At 29.7% G+C, this 21,976-nt stretch carries 18 protein-coding genes; 17 read left to right on the forward strand and 1 reads right to left on the reverse strand.

Annotated elements, in window-relative coordinates; genetic code table 11:
* The first annotated feature begins 16 nt into the window (after positions 1-16).
* Genes H8S20_RS01040 through H8S20_RS01065 form a run of 6 tightly spaced genes read left to right on the forward strand, consistent with a single transcriptional unit; the run spans position 17 to position 6,171 of the window.
* Entirely contained in the window at positions 17-763 is a 747-nt protein-coding gene (locus tag H8S20_RS01040; protein WP_032118966.1) for a WecB/TagA/CpsF family glycosyltransferase, read from the forward strand.
* Positions 750-2,288: a murein biosynthesis integral membrane protein MurJ gene (murJ, locus tag H8S20_RS01045; RefSeq protein WP_186859063.1), complete on the forward strand. Its 1,539-nt coding sequence runs from the start codon at positions 750-752 to the stop codon at positions 2,286-2,288. The genes H8S20_RS01040 and murJ overlap by 14 nt, the downstream gene beginning before the upstream one ends.
* Before the next feature lie 3 nt (positions 2,289-2,291).
* Positions 2,292-3,566 carry a glycosyltransferase gene (locus tag H8S20_RS01050; RefSeq protein WP_186859064.1) on the forward strand — a complete coding sequence of 425 codons (1,275 nt, stop codon included), beginning with the start codon at positions 2,292-2,294 and terminating at the stop codon, positions 3,564-3,566.
* A 5-nt stretch (positions 3,567-3,571) separates the two neighbouring features.
* Positions 3,572-4,729 (forward strand): glycosyltransferase, encoded by a 1,158-nt coding sequence (locus H8S20_RS01055; protein ID WP_186859065.1) that lies wholly within the window; start codon positions 3,572-3,574, stop codon positions 4,727-4,729.
* A 2-nt stretch (positions 4,730-4,731) separates the two neighbouring features.
* Positions 4,732-5,364 carry a cyclodeaminase/cyclohydrolase family protein gene (locus H8S20_RS01060; RefSeq protein ID WP_186859066.1) on the forward strand — a complete coding sequence of 211 codons (633 nt, stop codon included), beginning with the start codon at positions 4,732-4,734 and terminating at the stop codon, positions 5,362-5,364.
* Positions 5,365-5,388: 24 nt separating this feature from the next.
* Entirely contained in the window at positions 5,389-6,171 is a 783-nt protein-coding gene (locus H8S20_RS01065; RefSeq protein WP_186859067.1) for a hypothetical protein, read from the forward strand.
* Positions 6,172-6,246: 75 nt separating this feature from the next.
* Here H8S20_RS01065 and pdaA read toward each other — a convergent pair whose 3' ends face one another.
* Complete coding sequence (pdaA, locus tag H8S20_RS01070; RefSeq protein WP_366455363.1) at positions 6,247-6,990, reverse strand: delta-lactam-biosynthetic de-N-acetylase; 744 nt, start codon at positions 6,988-6,990, stop codon at positions 6,247-6,249.
* A 478-nt stretch (positions 6,991-7,468) separates the two neighbouring features.
* Between pdaA and H8S20_RS01075 the strand changes: the two genes are divergently transcribed.
* From H8S20_RS01075 to spoVE, 11 genes are all read left to right on the forward strand, one after another.
* Positions 7,469-9,205 carry an ABC transporter ATP-binding protein gene (locus H8S20_RS01075; RefSeq protein WP_186859068.1) on the forward strand — a complete coding sequence of 579 codons (1,737 nt, stop codon included), beginning with the start codon at positions 7,469-7,471 and terminating at the stop codon, positions 9,203-9,205.
* A 1-nt stretch (position 9,206) separates the two neighbouring features.
* Positions 9,207-10,994 (forward strand): ABC transporter ATP-binding protein, encoded by a 1,788-nt coding sequence (locus tag H8S20_RS01080; RefSeq protein ID WP_186859069.1) that lies wholly within the window; start codon positions 9,207-9,209, stop codon positions 10,992-10,994.
* Positions 10,995-11,217: 223 nt separating this feature from the next.
* Entirely contained in the window at positions 11,218-12,315 is a 1,098-nt protein-coding gene (gene ychF / locus H8S20_RS01085) for a redox-regulated ATPase YchF (RefSeq protein WP_032118958.1), read from the forward strand.
* Positions 12,316-12,603: 288 nt separating this feature from the next.
* Entirely contained in the window at positions 12,604-13,032 is a 429-nt protein-coding gene (mraZ, locus tag H8S20_RS01090; RefSeq protein WP_032118957.1) for a division/cell wall cluster transcriptional repressor MraZ, read from the forward strand.
* Between the two features lie 12 nt (positions 13,033-13,044).
* On the forward strand, positions 13,045-13,977 hold the full coding sequence (gene rsmH / locus H8S20_RS01095; RefSeq protein ID WP_032118956.1) for a 16S rRNA (cytosine(1402)-N(4))-methyltransferase RsmH: 933 nt from the start codon (positions 13,045-13,047) through the stop codon (positions 13,975-13,977).
* A 36-nt stretch (positions 13,978-14,013) separates the two neighbouring features.
* The gene (locus H8S20_RS01100; RefSeq protein WP_032118955.1) at positions 14,014-14,484 is read left to right on the forward strand and encodes a hypothetical protein; all 471 of its coding nucleotides are present in this window, start codon (positions 14,014-14,016) and stop codon (positions 14,482-14,484) included.
* A gap of 122 nt (positions 14,485-14,606) precedes the next feature.
* Entirely contained in the window at positions 14,607-16,802 is a 2,196-nt protein-coding gene (locus tag H8S20_RS01105; RefSeq protein WP_186859070.1) for a stage V sporulation protein D, read from the forward strand.
* An 86-nt stretch (positions 16,803-16,888) separates the two neighbouring features.
* Positions 16,889-18,334 (forward strand): UDP-N-acetylmuramoyl-L-alanyl-D-glutamate--2,6-diaminopimelate ligase, encoded by a 1,446-nt coding sequence (locus tag H8S20_RS01110; RefSeq protein ID WP_186859071.1) that lies wholly within the window; start codon positions 16,889-16,891, stop codon positions 18,332-18,334.
* A 14-nt stretch (positions 18,335-18,348) separates the two neighbouring features.
* Complete coding sequence (locus tag H8S20_RS01115; RefSeq protein WP_186859072.1) at positions 18,349-19,716, forward strand: UDP-N-acetylmuramoyl-tripeptide--D-alanyl-D-alanine ligase; 1,368 nt, start codon at positions 18,349-18,351, stop codon at positions 19,714-19,716.
* Between the two features lie 41 nt (positions 19,717-19,757).
* Positions 19,758-20,720, forward strand: a complete 963-nt coding sequence (gene mraY, locus H8S20_RS01120) for a phospho-N-acetylmuramoyl-pentapeptide-transferase (RefSeq protein ID WP_243177455.1) — start codon at positions 19,758-19,760, stop codon at positions 20,718-20,720.
* A 23-nt stretch (positions 20,721-20,743) separates the two neighbouring features.
* Positions 20,744-21,868 carry a stage V sporulation protein E gene (gene spoVE, locus H8S20_RS01125; protein ID WP_032118950.1) on the forward strand — a complete coding sequence of 375 codons (1,125 nt, stop codon included), beginning with the start codon at positions 20,744-20,746 and terminating at the stop codon, positions 21,866-21,868.
* Positions 21,869-21,976: the final 108 nt, after the last annotated feature.

Consider the following 21,976-nt stretch of genomic DNA (forward strand, 5'->3'; position numbering starts at 1 on the left):
TAAAGAGGAATGCTATATGATAGAAAACAGAGAGGGATATATAGATATTTTAGGGTATAAGGTCTTTGCAGGAAGTAAAAAAGAATGTCTAGATAAGGTGTTTGTTTATAATAAAGTCCATATTATATCAGGAAATCCAGAGGTTTTATATACTGGACTTAAAAACAAAAAGATATTAGAAAATTTTAAGTCGGATGAAGCACTTATTATTCCAGATGGAGTAGGAACTCAGATTTCAGGTAAGATCTTAAAAACGCCAGTAAAAGAAAAAATTGCTGGAATAGAATTAATGAAGGAAATAATTAAAAGATGTGAAGAAAATGAAGAGGGAGTTTATCTTTTAGGTGCTTCGCAAGAGAGTTTAGATGCTTGTGTAGATAAACTTTTAATAGAATACCCAAGGCTAAATATAGTTGGTGCTAGAAATGGATTTTTTGAAATTGAAAATGCAGATGAAATAATAAATGATATAAAGGATAAAAAGCCTTTAGCGTTATTTGTTGCTATGGGATGCCCAAGACAAGAAAAATTTATAGTTAAGTATATGAATGACCTTCCTGTGAAAATTTTTATGGGTGTAGGTGGAAGTTTTGATGTAATAGGTGACAAAGTAAAAAGAGCTCCAAGCTGGATGATTAATATAGGTATGGAATGGGCATATAGGGTTATAAAAGAACCTTTTAGAATTAAAAGGCTTGGAAGTATTCCAAAGTTTTTATGGCTTGTTGTGAAAGATAGAGGAGCAACTAATGAAAGGAAATAAAATTTTTAAAGCTACTTTTGTTGTAATGATTGTTACTTTGCTTAGTAGAGTTTTAGGGATGGTTAGAGATATTTTAGTTGCTTCTAATTTTGGAGCAGGAGTATATACTGATGCTTATAAAGCAGCTGTTTCAATTCCTGATAATCTATTTACTATTATAGGTCTAGCAATATCTACTGTATTTATACCGATGATAAGTAAAGTTAAATACGAAAAAGGTAAGGAGGAAATGTTTAAGTTCTCTAATAATATAATAAGCATTCTCTCAGCTATTTCAGTATTGCTATTAGTATTTGGACTTATATTTACAAAAGATTTAGTTAGGGTTGTAGCGACAGGCTTTGACGAAGAAAGAATGAGTTTAGCGATTACATTAACAAGGATTAGTTTAATTAACTTATTATTTTTATCGGTAAATGTTTGTTTTCTTTCTATGCTTCAGGTTTGCGAAAAGTTTATATTACCTTCAATTTTAGGATTATTCTTAAACTTACCTATGATAATTTATTTAGTTCTATTTAAGGACATAAGTATATTAGGGTTAACTATAGCCAATGTAATAGGAAATTTCTTACGTGTAGTAGTTCAAATTCCAGCACTTTACAAGGAAGGCTATAGAATTATTCCTCATATAAATTTAAAAGATGAGAGGATAAGAAGAGTATTGATATTAGTTGTGCCAGTAATTATTGGAGCTGGAGCTAATTCTTTAAATATGATAGTTGACTTAAATATATCTTCTACTTTAGATGTGGGGTCTATGTCAGCATTAGATTATGCTCAAAAGATAATTATATTTATAAATACTGCTATAACTACATCTATAGTATCAGTATTATACCCTGTTATGAGCAATAAATTAAATGAGGGAGATAATGAAGGGTTTCTTGCATATTTATGTAAATCAATAGTTATAATTTCTTTATTACTAATTCCTATTGCTTTTGCCATAATACTATTAAATAAAGAAATAGTAACAGCCTTTTATGGAAGAAATCAGTTTGGGGCTAGTGCCATTACATTAACATCTATAGCTCTTTTAGGATATTCAATGCAAATTCCATTTTTGGGAGTGCGAGATATACTAAATTCATCACTATTCTCTATGCAAAAAACAAAGATAACTACTATAAATGGAATTATAGGAGTTGTAGTTAATATAACTTTAAGTATTACATTATCAAGAAAGATTGGTTTGTTAGGTGTTGCAATAGCTTCGTCTATAGCATCAGCTGTAACTGCAATTTTACTATTCTATTCCACTAAGAAGGTTATAGGAAACATTGATTTAAGTAATATGTTAAAAAGTTTATCTAAGATTACTTTATCTGCATTTATTATGATATTTATAGTGAAGATAGTTAATAATTTCTTAGGTATAAGTAATCCTTTTATAGTCTTACTTATAGATGGTGCTATTGGAAGTATAGTCTTCTTTACAGGATGTATTGTGCTAAGGGTTAAAGAGTTAAAAGAAATATTAGATATGGTACTTAATAAGTTTGTAAGAAAAGAGGTTAGATAGAGTATGAAGATATTATTTATTGCTTGTTATTCTCCTTTAATAAATAACTCTGCTTCTATAGAAACGTTACAATATTTGAATAACTTAGCTAAAGATAATGAAGTTGATTTATTAACAGTTAACTTTCCAGAAAACTCAATTTATTATGATGAATATATTTTAAAGATGTTAGATGAAAAAGTTAAACTTCATATTATATCTGGAGGTAAGATTTTTGAAAAGATAATGCCTAAAAAGTCTCTTAAAAAAATAGAAGATGAAAATGCTAAAAAAGATAGTAATTTCATAAAAAATACTATAAAAAGAGCAAAAAATATAGTAGCAATACCTGATATGTATTTAAATTGGGCTAGAAAAGCATCTAAGTATGGGATTGAATTAGTTAAGAAAAATAATTATGATGCTATTTTTTCAATGCATGAGCCACCATCAAGTCATATATGTGCTTTAAAGATAAAAGAAAAATTTAAAGATATTCAATGGGTTACATATTGGAGTGATCCTTGGCTTAAAGATTCTACAAGAGAAGGTATTGGAAGTATACGAAAGAGTATTGAAGGAAGTTGGGAAAAGAAAGTAGTTGAGCTTTCAGATAGATTTATTTTTGTAACTAAAGCTAATAGGGATGATTATGTTAAAACATATAATATACCAATAGAAAAAACTTACATACTTACTAGAGGGTATGATAGTAATTCTTATAGAGATATTAAAGCTTTAGGAATTCCAGAGAAAATAGATAATTTTAAAGTAAATTTTGTTTATGCTGGTGAAATTTTTAGTAAATTAAGAGATGTAAATCCATTTATAGAGGCTGTAAATGAAATTAAAGAAAAAGATATGGAATTATTTAACAGTATTAATATTTTATTTTTTGGTAATATAGATAATAAATCTGTAGAGAGTAAATTAAAATCTGTAGAAAATGTAAATGTGTCACCGAGAATTCCTTATAAAGAAGCTTTATCTTATATGTTAAATAGTGAGGTGTTACTTTTATTTGGAAATAAGAACTCTAAACAAATACCAGCAAAGATTTACGATTATTTTGGAGCAGAAGGTAGGATATTTGTAATACTAGGAGACGAAAATGATCCTATAAAAGATGTAGTGTTAAATAATGATAAATGTATAGTTGTAAATAATAACAAAGATGAAATTATAGAAGGTATAAATAAAATTATTGGGTTGGTTAAGGAAAATAAATTAACGAAACCATTAAAAGAATATGAGTGGGCAAATATTTCAGAAAGATTAAATAAAATATTAAGGGGGTAGACAATATGCATATAATGTTTATACCTTCTTGGTATGCAAATGAAAGAAATAAAGTTCATGGCAGTTTTTTTAAAGAACAGGCATTGGCACTACAAAATAAAGGGGTTAAAATAACAGTAGCTTATAATGAGATATGGCCACTTACATTAATAAATAAGGTTAAAGAAAAAAGTGGATTATATTTTAATATAGAGGATAACTTAAGAACGTACAGATATAAGAATTATAATTTTATTCCTAAAAGTCCATTAATGTTTAAAGTGTTCAATAAAAGAATGGAAAAATTGTTTAAAGAGATTGAAAAAAAAGAAGGTAAAATTGATATAATTCATGCACAATCATCATTGTGGGGTGGTATTAGTGCTGCGTATTTGTCGAAAAAGTTTAATGTTCCTTTAGTTATAACAGAACATTCCTCTGTTGAAAGAGGTCCTTATATAAGAGAAAGCTATATTCCAAGTATTGTTGATTCTTATAACACCGCAAAAAAATTAATAGTTGTAGGTAATGGATTGAAAAAGGAACTGAAAAAATTAACTAACCGTGATGACATTAAAGTAATTGGAAATCTAATTCATTTCTCAAAATTTCCGCTAAAAGACAAAAAGGTAGATAATAAGTTTAGATTTTTTTCTTTAGCTTTTCTTGAAGGAGAAAAAGGTTTTGATACATTAATAAAAAGCTTCAGTAAAGCATTTAAAAATATGGATAACTATGAATTAGTTATAGGTGGAGATGGTAGCCAGAGGAAATGGTTAGAATCATTAGCTTTTGAAGAGGGTATTAGTGATAAGGTAACATTTTTAGGGGCATTAGCAAGAGAAGATGTATCGAAGTGGATGAGAAAGGTAGATGTTTTTGTATTACCATCTAGATATGAAACTTTTGGAGTGGTGTATATAGAAGCATTAGCAAGTGGAACCCCTGTTATTGGAACTTTTAATGGAGGAGCAGAGGATATAATAACTCATGACAATGGGTATATAGTAGATATTGATGATATTGATAGTTTAGCTCGTGCTATGAAAGACATAACTATTAATAAAGAAAAATTTGTTCCAGAAAAGTTAAGAGAAGATTGCTTTAAAAGGTATAGTCCAGATATTATTGCAGATAAGATAATATCTGTATACAAAGATATTGTTGAAGAAGGTGAGGTTTAGCTATGAATTTTAAAAATTATAAAATAGATGAGTTTATATGTGATTTAGCAAGTGATTTGTCATCTCCGGGTGGAGGAAGTGTTGCTGCGTTAGTAACTGCTTTAGCATCAGCGTTAAATTCTATGGTTTATTCATTTACTATAGATAAAAAAACTTTTGAAAGTCTTAACTCTGAGCAAAAGGAAAAAATGATAAAGCTTTCAGAGGAAAGCAAAGTTCTTATACAAGAAGCATTAGTTTATATGGATAAGGATAGAGATGCTTTTACTAGTTTGATGGATTGTTATAAGCTACCTAAGGAAACAGACGATGATAAAAAAATACGAGGAGAAAAAATATTAGAAAATACGATAGTTTCTATGAATGTTCCTCTAGAACTTGCTGAAAAGGCAATAAAGTTTTATGAAAATATTGAATTTGCTATAAAATATGGGAATAAGAATTTAGCATCTGATGGTGTTGTGGCAGCTATTCTTTTACATAGTTCTATTGAAGCTGCGGTAGTTAATGTAAAGGTTAATTATTTTAGTATAAAGAATAAAGAATCTGTAAGTTTTATTCTAGATAGATGTAAAGAACTTCTGAATGAATCTTTAGAAAGAAAAAGTAAAATAGTTGAGAGTTTTGAAGGCTAAACTAAAGTGTTTAGGAGAGAAGATATGAGTTTAATAATAAAAGCTGAAAAGGCTATAGACCTTTTGAAAACTAAATATTTAATGAAATGCAAACAAAGTACATATAGTGGTGAAAAATATAATATTAAATACCTGTTTGAAGAAAAAAAAGGATCAAAAGATTTGCTGATTGTTTTTACGGCTTGTACAAAAGTTGGTCAAAAGGCAAGATATAATTACATTAAGACTTTAGATGAATTTAAATGTAATAAACTTTTTATTTTAGATGATTTCGGCTTTGATGAAAGAGGAGCTTACTATTTAGGAAAAGATAAAGATTTTGCTATAGAAAAAGATGTGGAATCTTTAATTAATTATATTTGTGAGAAAATAGGACCTAATAAAGAATTTTATATTGGTTCAAGTAAAGGTGGATATGCTGCGCTTTACTTTGGAGTTAGAAGAAAAGATACTTATATTGTGGTTGGTGCTCCGCAGTACAACTTAGGGAATTATTTAAATTTACCTGGGCATACAGAAATTCTTAAGTATATTATGGGAAATTGTAGCCAAGAATCTATAAGAATATTAAATGAATTATTAAAAGAGGTATTAATTATAAACAAAGAGAATAGAAATAAGATTTTTCTTCATTATTCAGATAAGGAAGAGACTTTTGATTCAGATTTAAAACCACTTATAGATGAATTAAGAAGCTTGAATTATGAGAGTGAATTTGATTTAGAACATTATGAGAGTCATGCAGAACTTACTAAATATTATCCTCAATATATAAAAAAGATACTAAGCAAAAATCTTAGTAGATAAAAATGAGTTTGATGTTTTAAAAATCTCCTTGCTATTTTGCAAGGAGATTTTTGCTTGTCATATTAATATTTTATTTTAAGGAAGTTGATCTAGGGATTTAAATTCATATCCATCAGCTCTTATTTGGTCTATTACAGTGCCTAAAATATTTGTATTTGTTTTAGAAACTGCATGTAATAACATTATACAACCAGGATGAACACCGTTTGTAATTTTCTTTATAGCATATTCTTCTGATGGTTGTTCATCTTTTAGCCAATCTTTATATGCAAAACTCCAAAAAATGCTTTTATAGCCTAAATCTTTAGTCATTTTTAAAGAGTTAATTGAATATTTACCCATTGGAGGTCTGAAAAATTTAGGTATATCTGTTCCAACTACTTCCCTATATGCATCTTCAACTTCGGTAAATTCATTTTGGAATTTTGTGGGATCTGTTATTGAAGCCATTGATGGGTGATGAGAGGAGTGATTGCAAACTAAATGACCCTCATCAGCCATTCTTTTAACTATATCAGGATTTTGAGTTATATAAGGTTTTACAACAAAAAAAGCAGCAGGGACACCTTTCTCTTTTAAAACGTCTAATATTTTTTCAGTATAGCCATTTTCATATCCTTCATCAAAGGTTAAATAAATTACTTTACTTTCTGTATCACCTAGATAGTACGCATCATAATCCTTTAAAATATTTACAGATTCTTTAGGACCTTCAGGTAGTGTATCTTTACCTCTATGTACAAAATACCAATTTAGTTCAGAGTTTTCTGGTACAATACTAGCGTTTACATTGTATGTAAAGGTAGGTGTTAAAGCTATTAATAATAATGGAATAAATAATTTTATAATTTTTTTTGAAGATATCAATATTATCACCCCTTCTTAGATTATTCATTATATTTTTTAACTTAAAGCTAAATAATATTCATGATAATACATAGAAGAAAAAAACTTATTTGAAAAATATTGACAAATAGAATGGTGTTATATATAATTGGTATATATTGAAATAAAAGGAGGTAGGATTATGTTCAACTTTAATAACATCAAAATAATAAGAAAAATAAATATTAAATTTGTTTATAAGTATAACCCTGTCTCTTTAGGTATTAATAAATTAGTTTATTAAGTGTAAGAATTTACTTAATGAGATCGCGAAGTATATCCGCGATTTTTTTTATTTTTACGTATTGAAAGTCATGGCTATCCATGACTTTTTTTTGCTTTATTTAACTAATTATTAGCTTAAAGGGTTAGTGATTTACTTGATTTTTTACTAAAAGTGAGGTGTATATGGATGAAGAGGATTTTACAATATGTATGGAAGTATAAAGGAAGTTTAATATTTGGAACAATATCAATGCTTATAATTATAGGAATAGATTTGTTTAGTCCATACTTACAAAAGATTTTTTTAGATAAAGGAATAATAGGAGGTAAGGAATCTTTAATAATACCTATTTTAATATGTTTTACTGCTATATCAATAGTTAAAGCTGTATTAGGATATGGAAAAGAATATATTTATGATAGGTTAGCTAGTTTTGTTCAAGAAGATATTAAGCATAGTATGTTCAATCATATTCAAAAATTAGAATTTAAGTATTTTGACAATATAAATACTGGAGAGCTTATGTCTAGAATAGGTGAAGATGTTGATAATATATGGGATACTATAGGATTTGGACTTAGACTCTTTGTAGAAAATGTTATATATTTTGTAGTTTCTGTAGTGATACTATTCTACCTAAATTGGCAGTTAACCCTAATTTGCATGGTAGTAATGATACCTATAGGATTTATTGGTGTTAAGCTTGAAAAGGAATTTGGAAAATGCTACGACGAGTTGAGTGATAAGACGGCTGAAATAAATACTGCCGCAGAAGAAAATATTGCAGGGGTAAGACTTGTAAAAGCTTTTACGAGAGAGAAACATGAGATTTTAAAATTTTTATCTATGAATAAACGCTATTATGACTTAAACGTAAAGCAAGCAAAGGTAATAGGAAAGTACTTTCCTCCAGTAGAGTTTCTTACCAATATTTCTTTAGTTATAATGATTGTTCTTGGTGGAATATTTGTAATGAAGGGAAATATGACTTTGGGAACGTTAGTTGCATTTAATGGATATATAGGAAATGTAATATGGCCTTTAAGAATGTTAGGAAATTTATTGGACTTACTATCTAGAAGTAATGCTTCAGCAAAGAAAATATTTAAAATAGTAGATAGAAAATCAAAAGTGTATAGTAAGGAAAATAGCTATAAACCTGAAAAAATAAGAGGGGAAATACAGTTTGATAATGTTAGTTTTAAATATAATGATGAAGTTGTACTTAAGGATATAAACTTAAAGATACCTTCAGGAAGCACTGTAGCTTTAATGGGAACTACGGGGTCTGGTAAATCGACAATGCTAAATCTTATAGGTAGGTATTATGATGTTTGCAAAGGTAGTGTTCTGATAGATGGAGTAGATGTAAGAGATTACGATTTAGGAAAACTAAGGGAGAATATGTCTATTGTAATGCAGGATACATTTTTATTTTCAGACTCTATAATTAATAATATTAAATTTAGTAATGGCGGAGCCACTATTGAAGATGTTGAAGAGGCATCTAAAACTGCGTGTTGTTTTGATTTTATACAAGAATTGACTAGTGGTTATGATACAGAAATTGGAGAAAGAGGCATAGGGTTATCAGGAGGGCAAAAGCAAAGAATATCAATAGCTAGAGCCCTACTCAGAAAATCGGAAATTTTGATTTTAGATGATGCCACATCAGCTTTAGATATGGAAACTGAATATGAGTTACTAGCCAATTTGAATAAAAGAAAAGAAAAAAGCACAACGTTTATTATTGCTCATAGAATTTCAGCAGTTAAAAATGCAGATATTATTTTATATTTTGAAGATGGAAAAATAAAAGAAAGAGGAACTCACGAGGAGCTGTTAGGACTAAAAGGTAGTTACTATAACGTATATTGTGAACAATTTAAAGATTTTAATCTTTTGGAAAAAGAGGTGATATAGTATGGGTAGTAATTCAATTAATAAAGATGAGCAAACGTTAAAAAGAAGTAAAGTAGAAATAGTTAGAAGGTTATCTATATATTTAAAACCTCATAAAGCTAAAACTGTTATTGTAATTTTGCTTATGATATTTGTAATGATGTGTAGTATTATAAATCCTTATTTACTTCAGATTGCTATAGATAACCATGTAGAGAATGAAAATGTTAAAGGTTTATTACTTATTGGTTTAATTCTTCTTTCTCTAAATGCTTTTGCATGGATTTTATCAAGAATTAGATGGAAAATGATTTCTGAAGTTACTAATACAGTATTACTAGATATAAGAAAGGAACTTTATAGCCATATTCAGAATTTGTCTTTCGATTTTTTTGATTCAAGACCTGTAGGAAAGATATTGGCAAGAGTTGTTGGAGATGTAAATGCTCTTAAAAATTTATTCAATCAGAGTATACAGACGGTTATACCTGAAGGGTTAAGTTTAATTTGTGTATGCATTGCTATGATGATAATGAATTTTAAACTTGCTGTTGCATGCATGACTTTGCTTCCTTTATTAGCTATATCTATGTTTTATGTTGAGACAAAATCAAGAAAAAGATGGAATGATTTTAGGAGTAAAAGATCAAACTTAAATGGATTTACCCATGAAAATTTTTCAGGGATGAAGGTTGTACAAGCTTTTGCTAAGGAGGAGGATACAGAAAAAACTTATAAGGAAATGGTCAGGAAGGAAAAGAATGCTTTTTTGCAAGCGATAAAATTAAATGATTTATTTTGGCCATTAGTTGAATTATCATGGGGTGTTGGAACTTTAATAGTATTTGCTGTAGGGTATAGATTAGTTATATCAGGAGAAATACAAATAGGGAAGCTTATCGCGTTTTCGATGTATACAGGAATGTTCTGGAGACCAATAACAAATCTTTCGAGTTTTTATAATACAATGATAACTAATTTTGCAGCAGCTGATAGAATATTTGATATTTTAGATATAAAACCAGATATAGAGAATATACCAGAAGCTATTGACATTGGTAAAATAAGTGGAAAAGTAGAGTTTAAGGATGTAAGCTTTGCTTATAATAATAGTTCAGAAGTTTTGAGTAAAGTAAACTTTAAAGTTAATAAAGGTGATAGAGTGGCTTTAGTAGGTGCTACAGGAGCTGGTAAAACAACAATAATATCTTTGTTGAGTAGATTTTATGATCCTAGTAACGGTAAAATTTTAGTGGATGGTAAAGACATTAAGGAGGTAAAATTAGAATCATATAGATCTCAGATGGGAATAATGCTTCAAGATACATTTTTATTTTCTACATCAATAATGGAAAATATAAGATATGGAAGGTTAAATGCAACTGATGAGGAAGTAATAGAAGCAGCTAAAGCTGTAAATGCCCATGATTTTATTATGCGTATGGAAAAAGGATATGAAACAGAGGTGAATGAAAGAGGATCCAGACTTTCTTTGGGTCAAAGACAATTAGTATCTTTTGCGAGAGCATTACTTGCAAACCCTAGAATATTAATATTAGATGAAGCTACATCAAATATTGACACTGAAACTGAAAGGTTAGTACAAGAAGGAATAGAAAAACTTCTTCAAGGAAGAACTTCCTTTGTTATCGCACATAGATTATCTACAATTAGAGATTGCGATAAGATAATGGTGGTTGAAAATGGTGGAATAAGTGAAATGGGAAGTCATGAGGAGCTTTTAGCCAAAAGAGGAGTTTATTATAACCTTTATATGGCTCAGTATAGATTTATAAGTGAAGGAGCATAGTGGATTACTTCGTAAAGGGGAAAATTTGATAGAGCAAAGAGAAAAATATGAATAATATAGTGAAAAGTTTAAGTGTAATACAGATAGAAATGTAAGTGTAGGGTGAATTTATAGTATTAATCTATATTTATCTATGGTTGTATATTTTAAATGGTTGAAATAAAAATGTTTGTAGAGTATAATTTTAAAAGTATTAGTATACGGAAGAAAGGAATGTACTTAGATGAGATTAGGAATTGTAGGGTTACCAAACGTAGGTAAGAGTACTTTATTTAATGCTATAACAAAAGCAGGAGCAGAATCTGCTAACTACCCATTTTGTACAATCGAACCAAATGTAGGTGTTGTTAGCGTTCCAGATAAAAGATTAGATGTACTTGAAAAAATGTATAATACTAAAAGAAAAGTTTATACTGCTGTAGAATTTTATGATATAGCTGGACTTGTAAAAGGAGCTTCAAAAGGAGAAGGACTTGGAAATAAGTTTTTATCACATATAAGAGAAGTTGAAGCTATAGTACATGCGGTAAGATGTTTTGATGATGGAAATGTTGTTCACGTTGAAGGGTCTGTAGATCCAATTAGAGATATAGAAACAATTAATTTAGAGCTTATTTTTGCTGATTTAGAAGTTTTAGAGAGAAGAATGGAAAAGGGAGTTAAGCTTGCGAGATCAGGAGATAAGAAAGCTAAGGCAGAGTATGAGATAATGGAAAAGGTTAAAGCTCATTTAGAAGCTAATAAACCAATAAGAACTTTAGAAGTAACAGAAGATGAAGATGCATTTATTAAAACTTTATTTATGATTACATCTAAGCCAGTTTTATATTCTTGTAATATTTCTGAAGATGACATGATGAGTGGTAATCTAGAAAATGATTATGTAAAGACAGTTAAAGAATATGCTGCAAATGAAAATTCAGAAGTAGTAGTAGTTTGTGCTAAACTTGAAGAAGAACTTTCAGGATTAGAAGATGATGAAAAGGCAGAAATGCTTGAAGAGTATGGTTTAGTAGAATCAGGTCTAGATAAACTTATAAGAGCTTCTTATAAGCTTTTAGGACTAATAAGTTATTTAACTGCTGGTGTTCAAGAAGTAAGAGCTTGGACTATAAAAGAAGGAACAAAAGCTCCAGCTGCAGCAGGTAAAATTCACTCAGATATTGAAAGAGGATTCATCAGAGCTGAAGTAGTTGGATATGATGATTTAATAGAGTGTGGTTCGGAAGCGGCTGCTAAAGAAAAAGGTTTATATAGATTAGAAGGTAAAGAGTACGTTATGAAAGATGGAGATGTTGTAAACTTTAGATTCAACGTATAATAGTGATTAAATAGTGTGTATTTAATTTGTAAGAATTAGATATACACTATTTTTTTTGCTTAAAATAGTGATAAAAGGATAAAAAATCAATTTTAAAAGTGCTAAAAATAATTACAAGAAATGTAAAGAAGTGCTGAAGCCTTGAAATTACTAGCTTAAAAATTAAAAAAACTAGCTAAAAAGTAGTAAAACTACTTGAAGAATACATAAAAGTTTTATAAAATATATATAAAGTGGTTAAAAGTGGTGGAAAGTGGTTAAATGTAGAGAGAATTTCTGAGGTGCAAAATGTTCATAGGGGAATATCAACATAGTTTAGATAGTAAAAATAGAATAATTGTACCTTCAAAATTAAGGGAGGGTTTAGGAGATAAATTTATAATCAGCAAAGGGTTAGATGGTTGTCTTTATGCTTATCCCATAGATGAATGGCAGAAATTTGAGGAAAAGTTGAAAAACTTACCACTTACTAATAGAGATGCTAGAGCTTTCGTAAGATTCTTTGTTGCTGGGGCAACAGAAGTTGAAACAGATAAACAGGGAAGAGGTTTAATTCCGGCAAATCTTAGAGAATATGCAGGCATTGAAAAGGAAATAGTAACTATAGGTGCTTTAAATAAGGTTGAGATTTGGAGTAAGGAAAAATGGGAAAGCTATAATGAGTCAGATATAGACTTTGATAGTATAGCTGACAAAATGGGCGATTTAGGAATATAAGGAGTTTTTAAAATGGAATTTAATCACGTTTCAGTTCTTTTAAATGAATGTTTGGATGCTTTAAATATTAAAGAAGATGGAATTTATGTAGATGGCACACTTGGCGGTGCTGGGCACTCTTCAGAGATTCTTAAAAGACTTTCAGAAAATGGACGTTTAATAGGTATTGACCAAGATACAGACGCTTTAAAAGCGGCAGGTTTAAGATTACAGAACTTTAATAATGTAACATATGTACATAATAATTTTTATAATATTAAGCAGATACTAGATGATTTAGATATAGAAGAGGTAGATGGAATACTAATGGACTTAGGAGTTTCATCTTATCAGTTAGATACTGGTGAAAGAGGATTTAGTTATATGAAAGATGCGCCTCTTGATATGAGAATGAATAGAGAAAATGAATTGTCTGCTTATGAAGTTGTTAACACATATTCAGAAGAAGAACTATATAGAATTATAAGAGATTATGGAGAAGAAAAATTTGCTAAAAGGGTAGCAACATTTATTGTTAATGCTAGAGAAGAAAAAGATATTGAAACTACTTTAGAGTTAGTAGAAATAATAAAAAATGCTATACCTGCAAAGGCTAGAAGAGAAGGACCTCATCCAGCAAAGAGAACTTTCCAAGCTATAAGAATAGAAGTAAATAGCGAACTATCAATATTAAATAGAGCTATAGAAGATGGAGTTAGTAAGTTATCTAAAGGCGGAAGGATGGCAATTATTACTTTCCACTCTCTAGAAGATAGAATAGTAAAAAATAAGTTTAGGGATTTAGCTGTATCTTGCAGATGTCCAAAGGAATTCCCAATATGTGTTTGTGGAGAAAAAGCTAAAGTTAAGGTTATTAGCAGAAAAGCTATAGATCCATCAAAAGAAGAAGTGGAAATGAATCCAAGAAGTAGAAGTGCGAAATTAAGGGTAATTGAGAAAATATAAAAAAGGGTAAATTAATATGTGGGAGATGTGAATAAAATGGTTGTTAGAGAATATGATTATATAAGAGGAAATACAGCACTTGCACCAGAAAGAAAGGTAAAGGAGCAAGAGGTTAAGAAGAAAAAGAAACAAGTAAAAAAAGAGTTTGACTGGAAAAACAACAGAGTAAAAATAATATCTTCAGCAGTAATTGTTTCAATTTTAGGTGTAGCGAGTTTAAGTATTGATAGCTATGTATACAAAATCCAAAAGAATTTATCAAATTTGGAAGTGGAAATGGAAACTGAATTAGCTAAAAATGAAGCTATGAAAGTAGACTTACTTAAAGTATCTTCCCTTGATAATATAAATGAAGTAGCTGTAAATGGATTAAACATGACTTATCCTGATAAATCAAGCAGTATAACAATTGATATGTCTAAGAATTATTTTGATCACATAAAAGATAAAAAAGAGACTAATACAAAAACAAACCTAATAGCAAAAATAGCAAATTGGATGAATTAATGAATAACTTATAGAATTCCTTTATAGGCTTTCTATAAGTTAAAATTGCTTTAGAAAGACTAAGTATTAGATATTGGCTTTTTCTTTTATTCATTAATTCATCTGGGTATGGGGGAATGATTATGAGTAAAAGAACGTTCAAAGACCGTGCAGTTATGAAGAAAAGAATGACAATCGTTATTAGTGTAATAACTTTAACATTTTTAATTCTTAGCCTGAGATTAGCCTACATAATGATTGTTAAGCGAGAGGATTATGCTAAGAGAGCTGAAGAACAATGGACAAGCGAAGTTAGGATTGATGCAAGAAGAGGTAGAATATTAGATAGAGATGGTGAAGAACTTGCTGTTTCTGCAGATGTTTATAGAGTTGACTTCGATCTTAATTCAATTAGACAAAGCTTAAATAAGAAAGGTTTAGAAACGAAAGATATAGCACCGTTAATTGCTAATGCCTTAGATTTAGAAAGTGATAAGGTGCTTGAAAAGTTAGAAACAAAGTTACCAAGTGGAGCTAATGCTGGATCTGCTAATCTTGTTAGAAGAATAGAGAAAGAAGCAGCGGATAAGGTAAAAGCATTAGAGATTAGTGGGGTAATTGTATCTCCAGATACAAAGAGATATTATCCAAATGGTGAGTTTTTAGCTCATGTTCTTGGAAGTACTAATGTTGATGGACAAGGACTAACTGGCGTAGAGTTACAGTATAATGAATATTTATCTGGTGTTCCAGGAATAAGAATATCAGAGCTAGATAGAAATAGTGCTAATGTATCATATACTATATCTAAGTTTACGGCACCAATAACTGGTAAGGATGTTACTCTTACAATAGATAAAAATATCCAAGCCTTTGCAGAAAAGGCTGCAGAAAAAGCTTTAGTAGATAATAAGGCAGCAAGAGTTTCTATATTAGTAATGGATCCAAATAATGGCGAGGTTTTAGCTATGGTAAATAAACCAGACTTTGATCCTAATAATCCATTTGAAGGGTATTCTGATTTTACTGGAAATACTGATGCGGAAAAACTACAAAAAATGTGGAGAAATAGTTTAGTTAATGATACTTTTGAACCAGGATCTATATTTAAGGTTGTGACTATGGTTACAGCATTAGAGGAGGGGCTTGTAAGTGAAACGGATAAATTCACTTGTGGAGGAAGCTTACAGGTAGGACCACATACTATAAAATGTTGGAAACATGGAGGACATGGAGAACAGACTTTGCCAGAGATATTGCAGAATTCATGTAACGTAGGGTTTATGAAGTTGGGTGAAAAAATCGGTAAAGAAAAGTTAACTGAATATATTAAAAAATTAGGTTTTGGTCAAGTTTCAGGCATTGATTTGCCAGGAGAAGCAAGAGGAATAATAAAAAGTGTAGATTCGATAAAAGAGGCAGATTTAGCTACAATTTCTTTTGGACAAACAAATACAGTAAACGCAGTGCAATATATGACTGCTTTTAATGCGTTAGCCAATGGTGGTACACTTATTCAGCCGCATATAATGAAAACTGTAACTCATACAACATCAACTGGTGAAGATGTGGTAGATGAAGTTTTTGAACCTACTGTTAAAGAAAATGTTTTATCAGAGGAAATGACAGCTGTTTTAAGAGATTACTTGGAGAGAACGGTAAATAAAGGTGGATCTAATAGATCTTATATAGCAGGATATCACTTAGGAGGGAAAACTGGTACAGCACAAAAGGTTAACCCTGTTACTGGAGGATATGAATCAGGAAGGTATATATCATCAATGGCAGCTATGATTCCTAGCAATGATCCTAAGGTTACGGTATTTGTAAGTATAGATGAGCCAAGTAATGGTGATTACTATGCAGGTGTTGTAACAGCACCGGTAGCTAAGGTATTGATAGATGATATAATAAACTACATGAATGATGAAATTCTAAAAGATAATGATTCTATTTTAAGAGAAATTGTAATTCCAGAATTAAGGGGATTATCAATAGATGAAGCTAAAAAGGTTCTCAAAGATAACAATTTAGAGTATAATATTGAAGGAAGTGGGTCTATAATAACAGATATAAAACCATATCCTGGATATGTAGTTAAAGAGGGGTCAAAGATTAATCTTTACACTGATGGAGATGGAAATTATAATAAGAATGTTGTTATGCCAGATTTGATAGGATATTCTAAAGAGTCAGCTATAGAACTATTAGAAAGCTTAGGAATTAATTATACTCTTCAAGGAGATGGAGTTGTTACTAATCAAAGTACTCCACAAGGAGAGGTAATTGTTATAGGTGATACGGTGAAACTTATACTTACTTCGGAATACGGAGATTAAAAGTTTACCATTAGTTTAGCATGTGGAATATCACATGCTAAATTTTTATCTTTTGAGATATCTAATTATTAAGAGGAGATGAAGTAATGAAACTATTACAATTATTAGATGGGGTAAATTATAAAGTAGTAAAAGGAAATTTAGATAAAGAGATAGTTAATATTCAATACGATAGTAGAAAAGTTAGCAAAGATGATATTTTTGTGTGCCTTTCAGGGTTTGAGGTTGATGGACATAACTTTGTAAGCAAAGCTGTTGAAAATGGTGCTAGAGTAATTATATGTGAAAAAGATATAGATTTAACTAACAACTTAGAAGATGTAACTATTATAAAAGTAGAAGAAGGCAGAAAAACATTAGCTACTATGGCAGCTAACTACTATGATCATCCAACAAAAAAACTTAAGTTAATAGGTGTAACAGGAACAAATGGAAAAACAACAAGTGTATACATACTAAAATCTATTTTAGAAAAGTCAGGGGAAAAAGTAGGTTTAATTGGTACTATAGCTAATTATATTGGAGATGAAAAAATAGAATCTACTCATACTACTCCTGAATCATTAGAATTACAAAAATTATTTAAGAATATGGTAGATAAAGGGTGTAAATATTGTGTGATGGAAGTATCCTCTCACTCCCTAGCTTTAGATAGGGTATATGGATGTCATTTTGATATTGGAATATTTACTAATATAACAAGGGATCATTTAGATTTTCATAAAACTTTCGAAAATTATTATGATGCAAAATTTAAGCTTTTTGAAAGAAGTGATTACTCTATAATTAATGTAGATAATAATTACGGATATAATGTGATTAGAGATTTAGAAAAGTTAAATAAAGAGGCTATAACTTATTCAATAAATGAAGAAAGTGATTATAAAGCAACTGAAGTTATGTTCGAAGGACAAGACACTATATTCACAGTAAATGGAACAAGATATGAGTTTGTATTACCAGGAGAGTATAATGTTCATAATGCATTAGGTTGTATAGCTGCTGCTAAGATATTAGGAATTAGTGATGAAAATATTAAGCATGGTTTATTAGATGTAATAGTTCCAGGTAGATGTGAAAGAGTAGGGAATAAGTATAATCTTCCATATGAGTTGATAATTGATTTTGCTCACACGCCAGATGGATTAAAAAATCTTTTAGAGACTTTAAGAGCACTTACTAAAAATAGATTAATAGCTGTTTATGGCAGTGGTGGAGATAGAGATAAGGTTAAGAGAGCGGAAATGGGGAGAATTGGTAGTGAAATTGCAGATTTAGTAATTATAACTTCTGATAATCCAAGAACAGAAGATCCTATTGCAATTTTAAAAGAGATTAGTTGTGATATACAAAAAACTAACTATTTAGCTATTGAAGATAGAGTTGAGGCTATAAGATTAGCAATGGATATGGCAGAACCAGGAGATGTAGTAGTGCTTGCTGGTAAAGGTCATGAAACTTATCAAATAATGCCTGAAGGAAAGGTTCATTTTGATGAGAGAGAAGTAATTGCTAATATTTTAAATAAGTAATAAGAGGTGTAATAATGGAAATAACTTTCAAAGAACTTTTAGCTGCTATTGATGGAGAGGTTATATTAGATAGTAGCAAGAAGGAATTTAATAAGTTTTGTATTGATACAAGAAATATAGAAGAAGGAAATATTTTTGTAGCCTTAAAGGGAGAAAAGTTTAATCCTAATAAACATGCTTTAGAAGCTATTGATAAAGGAGCTAATATAGTAATAATAGATGAAATATTATTTGATAAGGCAGATCTGAAAAATGAAGGAACCATAATAAAGGTAGATAGTTGTCATAAAGCTTTATTAGATTTAGCTAATTATTATAGAAAAAAACTAAATTTAAAAGTTATAGGGGTAACAGGGTCTACTGGTAAGACATCTACAAAGGATTTAGTAGCAGCTTTTTTAAGTCATAAGTTTAAAGTATTTAAGACTAAAGGTAACTTTAATAGTGAAATAGGATTGCCACTTATGATTTTTGAATTAACTAGAGATTATGATGTAGCTGTTTTAGAAATGGGAATGAGTGATTTAGGAGAGATACATAATCTTGCAAAAACAGCTCTTCCAGATATGGCTGTTATAACTAATATTGGATTATCTCACTTAGAAAATCTTAAGACACAAGAGAATATATTAAAAGCTAAAATGGAAATTACTGATTTCTTTACAGAAAATAATGTTTTGGTAGTTAATGGAGAAGATAAGCTATTAAACAATTTGAATAATAATTGTTTTAAAATTGAAAAAACTGGATATAATCATGAATATGATGTTTACGCTACTAATATTATATTAAGAGAGAACTCTACAGAATTTACAGCGCATCATAAGGGAGAAGAGTTTACATTTAAGTTACCGGTGGCTGGAAAGCATAATGTGTTAAATTCTATGTTGGCAATTGATATTGCATTTAACTTAGGGTTATCTTTTGAAGAGATGAGCGAAGGATTAAAAAACTTAGAAGCAACATCTATGAGATTGCAGGTTATAAAGAAAGAAAATATAACAATTATAAATGATTGTTATAATGCTAGTCCTGATTCAATGAAATCATCTTTAGATGTCTTAGCTACTTATAATGGTGGAAGAAAAGTTGCTATACTTGGAGATATGTATGAGCTAGGTTCAAAATCTAAAGAAGCTCATGCTGAAGTTGGAGGTTATGCAACTGATAAAGTAGAGCTATTAATAGCTATAGGAGAAAATGTTAAAGAGTTTAGAAGTGGCTATAAAGGAAAAAACATAGTTACATTCGGAACTAAAGATGAATGTTTAGAGAAGCTAGAAGAGTATATTAATAAAAATGATATTATTCTAGTTAAAGCATCTAGAGGAATGAAATTTGAAGAGGTAGTAAATAAGCTTGAATCTATCTCAATATCATAGAGGAGGTGAACTGCTTTTAGCAGTAAAAAATGGGGGATAAAATGATAAATATAATAACATCAAAATATGCAATAGCGGCGGTGCTGAGCTTATTAATTTCATTAGCATTAGGACCAATCGCAATACCAGCATTAAGAAGATTAAAATTCGGACAAAACATAAGAAAAGAAGGACCGCAAAGCCATCTTAAAAAAGCTGGAACTCCTACTATAGGTGGATTAATCTTTATAGGTTCAACTTTAATAACGATGCTTGCCTTAAGATTAAAGTGGAATGATGAAGCTATGATAGTGCTATATTCACTTATAGCATTTGGTTTTATTGGGTTCTTAGATGATTTACTTAAAATAATAAAAAAAGATAACGAGGGATTAAAGGCTTGGCAAAAGATGGTGCTATTATTAGTGTTCTCTGGAGCTATTGCTTATTATGGATATCTAAATTTAAGTACAAGTATGATAATACCTTTCTTAGGTAAAAAAGTAGCTCTTGGAATGTTCTATATTCCATTTGTAATCTTTATTTATGCAGCAACAACAAATGCAGTTAATTTAACAGATGGTTTAGATGGTTTGGCATCTACTGTATCAGTTTTGGTATTAACATTTTTTGCAGTAAGTTCATTTATATTAGGACATGATTCAGTTGGACTTTTCTGTATCGCATTAATAGGTGGATTAATAGGTTTCTTAAAATATAATGCTTATCCAGCAAGAATATTTATGGGAGATACTGGTTCATTAGCTATAGGAGGCGCAATTGCAACTATAGCAATTATATTAGAAATACCTTTACTTATTCCAGTAGTTGGAGGAATATATGTTCTTGAAACATTATCTGTAATAATTCAAGTAACGTCATTTAAATTAACTGGTAAAAGAATATTCAAAATGGCTCCTATACATCATCATTTTGAACAATGTGGATGGAGCGAAGTTAAAATTGTAACAGTATTTTCGGTAGCAACTGTAATATTATGCATGATAGGATTTTGGGCACTTTAGAAATTTAATATGGAGGAGTGTTTATGAGATTTAATGAGCCCCTAAATAAAAAAATGTTAGGGGAGGTAGACTATGGTATATTCTATTCTTTATTTCTATTATTAGCTATAGGAATAGTAATGATTTACTCTGCAAGTTCTTTTTATGCTATGTTTAAATATAAAAATAGTATGTATTACTTAATTAGACAGGGTGCATTTGCAGTAATTGGGATAATAGCTTTAGTGATGATGATGAAATTTGATTATCATAAGCTTAAAAAAATAACACCATATTTATTGATATGTACAATTCCTTTGTTAATAGCTGTTTTCTTTTTTCCTGAGGTAAATGGAGCTAGAAGATGGATAAAGTTAGGAATACTATCATTCCAGCCTTCTGAATTGACTAAATATGTAGTAGTTATGTTCTTAGCTATGAGTATCGATTTGAAAGGTGATAGAATAAAGAGATTTTGGGATGGCTTAGTACCTTATTTAGCTGTAGCAGGTTTTTTTGCTGCAATGATATTAGCAGAAAAGAATATGAGTATTGCAACTATTATTATGATAGTAACTTTTATAATGCTTTTTGTTGCGGGTGGACAAATTAAGCATTTATTTGGAATAATATTTCCAGCTATGTTTTCACTGGCTATATTCTTTATTTTTAGTTCTGATTATCGTAGAGCTAGAATGTTAAACTTTATAGATCCATGGAAAGATGCTGCTGGTGATGGATATCAACTTATACAATCCTTTTATGCTCTAGGAGCTGGAGGAATAACTGGGTTAGGGCTAGGGGAGTCAAGGCAAAAGATTTTATATATGCCAGAACCACATAATGATTTTATTTTTTCAATTGTTGGAGAAGAATTAGGGTTAGTTGGATGTTTGTTTATTATAGGATTATTCTTATTTCTTATTTGGAGAGGGATAAGGGTTGCTATGAAGGCAAAAGATACCTATGGTAAATTGCTTGCAGTAGGTATTACATCTATAATTGCAGTTCAAGCAATTATTAACATTGCTGTTGTAACAGGATCAATGCCTGTAACAGGTGTTCCTATGCCGTTTATAAGTTATGGAGGAACGTCTTTAGTAATAAATCTAATGGCAATGGGGATTTTGTTAAATATATCATCTCAAATAGAAAAAAGTGTAACTTAAGAGAGTACCTCTACATATAGGGGTACTTTTTGCTGTTGTTGTAAATAATGTAATAAAATTGTAATTAAATTTTGGATGAAAAACTTGCAGAAAAATGATATTATTATA

Source organism: Clostridium hominis, assembly GCF_014287825.1.
In the GTDB taxonomy this organism is placed as follows: domain Bacteria; phylum Bacillota; class Clostridia; order Clostridiales; family Clostridiaceae; genus Clostridium; species Clostridium hominis.